The 4803-nt window shown below is 55.0% G+C and carries 3 tRNA genes and 3 rRNA genes; all 6 read left to right on the plus strand.

The features are described 5' to 3' along the window. A 16S ribosomal RNA gene (locus AC0L3N_RS33575) occupies positions 1–336 on the plus strand; the annotation flags it as partial. A 235-nt stretch (positions 337–571) separates the two neighbouring features. Continuing rightward, a tRNA-Ile gene (locus tag AC0L3N_RS33580) sits at positions 572–648 on the plus strand. A 51-nt stretch (positions 649–699) separates the two neighbouring features. Next, a tRNA-Ala gene (locus AC0L3N_RS33585) sits at positions 700–775 on the plus strand. Positions 776–1167: 392 nt separating this feature from the next. Beyond that, positions 1168–3987: ribosomal RNA gene (locus AC0L3N_RS33590) — 23S ribosomal RNA — on the plus strand. Between the two features lie 278 nt (positions 3988–4265). Then, positions 4266–4380, plus strand: a 5S ribosomal RNA gene (gene rrf / locus AC0L3N_RS33595). A gap of 344 nt (positions 4381–4724) precedes the next feature. After that, positions 4725–4801 (plus strand) — tRNA-Met (locus tag AC0L3N_RS33600). Positions 4802–4803 lie beyond the last annotated feature (2 nt).

Consider the following 4803-nt stretch of genomic DNA (forward strand, 5'->3'; position numbering starts at 1 on the left):
GGCCCTTACGGGCTGGGCTACACACGTGCTACAATGGTGGTGACAGTGGGCAGCGAGACCGCGAGGTCGAGCTAATCTCCAAAAGCCATCTCAGTTCGGATTGCACTCTGCAACTCGAGTGCATGAAGTTGGAATCGCTAGTAATCGCGGATCAGCATGCCGCGGTGAATACGTTCCCGGGCCTTGTACACACCGCCCGTCACACCATGGGAGTTGGTTTTACCCGAAGGCGCTGTGCTAACCGCAAGGAGGCAGGCGACCACGGTAGGGTCAGCGACTGGGGTGAAGTCGTAACAAGGTAGCCGTAGGGGAACCTGCGGCTGGATCACCTCCTTTCTAAGGAAGAACCCTAATGGAAACGCTTCCTCCCTCATCTTCGGATGAAATGGGGAGCCTCTGCCTTTCGGTTCTCTTGGAACAAGACGGAAGAGAGTCACTCTTACCGTCGTGCATACCTTAAGCGGGTCTGCCGCCTTCGTTTCTCTTTCTTCGCGAATGACTAACCTCCCTTTGGCTCTGCCCACAAGGCGTGCCTTGCCGGTGCAACATGGTGCCAGCAGGGTTCGGTTTAGGGCTTGTAGCTCAGTTGGTTAGAGCGCGCGCTTGATAAGCGTGAGGTCGGAGGTTCAAGTCCTCCCAGGCCCACCATTCCTCGACAGGGGTGCCCTAAGCAGGGTAACTTCGAAGAGGTGTTATCAAGGGGCCGTAGCTCAGCTGGGAGAGCGCCTGCTTTGCAAGCAGGATGTCGTCGGTTCGATCCCGTCCGGCTCCACCATCTCCGCGCAATCCGCAGGATTGTCGCTACCTCGTTCTGAAAAGAAAGAGGGGTGTCGAGTGGATGTGAAACCGGTTGCAAAGTCATTCGTTTCAAGAGTTTGCGGCGAGCCTTCTGGCTCTCCGCCTGTTCTGTATGACATCGTAAAGAGAAGATTTGTTCGAACTTCATATCCCCCGAAAAAGGGATGTGATTTGTCGCGGGAGACGCTCAATCTCCCGCATATGATGGGTTTGCCTAACCGCACCCTCGAACCGATCTCGAGAAGCTGGTCTTTTTGTGCCAATGCCATCAAGCGCAACCCGTAGGGTTGTCACGCAGCCAAGTCCTGCACAGGATTTGGCTGAAGCGACGATCCTTCGGATCGCGCGGTGGGTATTGGCAATGAGAACGATCAAGTGTCTTAAGGGCAATTGGTGGATGCCTTGGCATGCACAGGCGATGAAGGACGTGATACGCTGCGATAAGCTACGGGGAGGTGCGAATACCCTTTGATCCGTAGATTTCCGAATGGGGAAACCCACCTAAGGTGCTTGGAAAATCAGAGCAGCCAGTGGTCGACAAGGCCAACTTGCTGCTGTGGTTTCCAAGGATCTGTAATAGGTAACTTATCCTGAATACATAGGGATAAAGTGGCGAACGCGGGGAACTGAAACATCTAAGTACCCGTAGGAAAGGACATCAACCGAGACTCCGGCAGTAGTGGCGAGCGAACCCGGACCAGGCCAGTGGCGATGATGAGACAAGCGGAACCTTCTGGAAAGTAGGGCCATAGTGGGTGACAGCCCCGTACGCGTAATGCAAATCATCGTCCTCGAGTAAGGCGGGACACGTGAAATCCTGTCTGAAATTGGGGGGACCACCCTCCAAGCCTAAGTACTCGTGCATGACCGATAGCGAACTAGTACCGTGAGGGAAAGGTGAAAAGCACCCCGACAAGGGGAGTGAAAGAGTACCTGAAACCGATTGCCTACAAACAGTGGGAGTCCAAGGTTCGTCCTGGGTGACCACGTACCTTTTGTATAATGGGTCAGCGACTTAGTGTGACGAGCAAGCTTAAACCGGTAGGTGTAGGCGCAGCGAAAGCGAGTCTGAACAGGGCGTTCAGTTCGTCGCATTAGACCCGAAACCGAGTGATCTAGCCATGAGCAGGTTGAAGGTAAGGTAACACTTACTGGAGGACCGAACCCATAACTGTTGCAATAGTTCGGGATGACTTGTGGCTAGGGGTGAAAGGCCAATCAAACTCGGAAATAGCTGGTTCTCCGCGAAATCTATTTAGGTAGAGCGTCGACCGAATACCCCAGGGGGTAGAGCACTGGATGGGCTAGGGGTCCTCACCGGATTACCAAACCTAACCAAACTCCGAATACCTGGGAGTACTAGTCGGCAGACACACGGCGGGTGCTAACGTCCGTCGTGAAAAGGGAAACAACCCTGACCTACAGCTAAGGTCCCCAAGTTATGGCTAAGTGGGAAAGGATGTGAGGATCCCAAAACAACCAGGATGTTGGCTTAGAAGCAGCCATCATTTAAAGAAAGCGTAACAGCTCACTGGTCTAAATAAGGGTCTTTGCGCCGAAAATGTAACGGGGCTCAAGCCATACACCGAAGCTTAGGGTTCGTGAGCAATCACGAGCGGTAGCGGAGCGTTCTGTAAGCTGATGAAGCCATACCCGTGAGGGGTGGTGGAGGTATCAGAAGTGCGAATGCTGACATGAGTAACGTAAGGGGAGTGAGAGACTCCCCCGCCGAAAGTCCAAGGGTTCCTGCTTAAAGCTAATCTGAGCAGGGTTAGCCGGCCCCTAAGTCGAGGCAGAAATGCGTAGACGATGGGAACCACGTTAATATTCGTGGGCCTGGAGGAAGTGACGGATCATTGAGGTAGTCCAATCTTATCGGATTGAACGGGCTGCTGCGTGGTTCCAGGAAATAGCTCCTCCTTATAGACCGTACCCGAAACCGACACTGGTGGACTGGTAGAGTATACCAAGGCGCTTGAGAGAACTATGCTGAAGGAACTCGGCAAATTGCACGCGTAACTTCGGAAGAAGCGTGACCCTTTTCCACGCAAGTGGAGGAGGGTGGCACAGACCAGGGGGTAGCGACTGTTTATCAAAAACACAGGGCTCTGCGAAGTCGCAAGACGACGTATAGGGTCTGACGCCTGCCCGGTGCTGGAAGGTTAAGAGGAGGGGTGCAAGCTCTGAATCGAAGCCCCAGTAAACGGCGGCCGTAACTATAACGGTCCTAAGGTAGCGAAATTCCTTGTCGGGTAAGTTCCGACCTGCACGAATGGCGTAACGACTTCCCCGCTGTCTCCAGCATAGACTCAGTGAAATTGAATTCCCCGTGAAGATGCGGGGTTCCTGCGGTTAGACGGAAAGACCCCGTGCACCTTTACTATAGCTTTACATTGGCATTCGTAGTGGCATGTGTAGGATAGGTGGTAGGCTTTGAAACCTGGGCGCCAGCTCAGGTGGAGCCACCCTTGAAATACCACCCTTATCACTATGGATGTCTAACCGCGGCCCGTTATCCGGGTCCGGGACAATGTATGGTGGGTAGTTTGACTGGGGCGGTCGCCTCCTAAAGAGTAACGGAGGCGCGCGATGGTGGGCTCAGAACGGTCGGAAATCGTTCGCTGAGTGCAATGGCATAAGCCTGCCTGACTGCGAGACTGACAAGTCGAGCAGAGACGAAAGTCGGTCATAGTGATCCGGTGGTCCCGCGTGGAAGGGCCATCGCTCAACGGATAAAAGGTACGCCGGGGATAACAGGCTGATGACCCCCAAGAGTCCATATCGACGGGGTTGTTTGGCACCTCGATGTCGACTCATCGCATCCTGGGGCTGGAGCAGGTCCCAAGGGTATGGCTGTTCGCCATTTAAAGCGGTACGTGAGTTGGGTTCAGAACGTCGTGAGACAGTTCGGTCCCTATCTGCCGTGGGTGTAGGAATATTGAAAGGATCTGTCCCTAGTACGAGAGGACCGGGATGGACGGATCTCTGGTGGACCTGTTGTGGCGCCAGCCGCATAGCAGGGTAGCTATATCCGGACGGGATAACCGCTGAAGGCATCTAAGCGGGAAACCCACCTTAAAACGAGTATTCCCTGAGAACCGTGGAAGACGACCACGTTGATAGGCCGGGTGTGGAAGAGCGGCAACGCTTGAAGCTTACCGGTACTAATAGTTCGATCGGCTTGATCGTTCTCATTCCTTATGCCCATCTGACAAAGTCAGATGGTCTGTTCTCACTCACGCTTGTTCCGCCCTGCGGGCGGCGCTACGTGGGTGCGGCGCATCGGCGCCGACGGTCGGTCGACCTTGCGAAGCTTCGCTTCGAAAGGCGCCAAGACCAAAAGAACGGTAAAGGCACAACAAAGACCAGCGAACAGCTCAGAGAGAGCAGAAAATAGGGTTCCCTATTCGCTACTCACTATTGGCTATTCGCTCAAAAAGCTTCTCGAGCAACGTGCGCTTTGCCGACCTGGTGGTTATGGCGGAGCGGCTGCACCCGATCCCATTCCGAACTCGGCCGTGAAACGCTCCAGCGCTGATGGTACTTCGTCTCAAGACGCGGGAGAGTAGGTCGCTGCCAGGTCTGCAAAACGCACGTCGAAAAATCCAAATCTTCTCCTTACCAACAGGCCCGCCAAACGGGAACTCGGGCCGCGCAAGCGGCCCTTTCATTTGGCGGAACTTGTACCTAAGTAAAGCGCTGACTTGCTTGAAAAGTTGACGCGGGGTGGAGCAGCGCCCCGTCCGCCCGCAAAGGCCGAAGGCCTCGAGGACGGACAAAACAAAAAGTCCGGGCTGCCCGGCCGGCATTCGCCGTCTGGTTGACGCGGGGTGGAGCAGCGCCCCGTCCGCCCGCAGAGGCCGAAGGCCTCGAGGACGGAAACAAAAAAGTCCGGGCTGCCCGGCCGGCATTCGCCGTCTAGTTGACGCGGGGTGGAGCAGCCCGGTAGCTCGTCAGGCTCATAACCTGAAGGTCACAGGTTCAAATCCTGTCCCCGCAACCAAA

Source organism: Mesorhizobium sp. WSM4807, assembly GCF_055811615.1.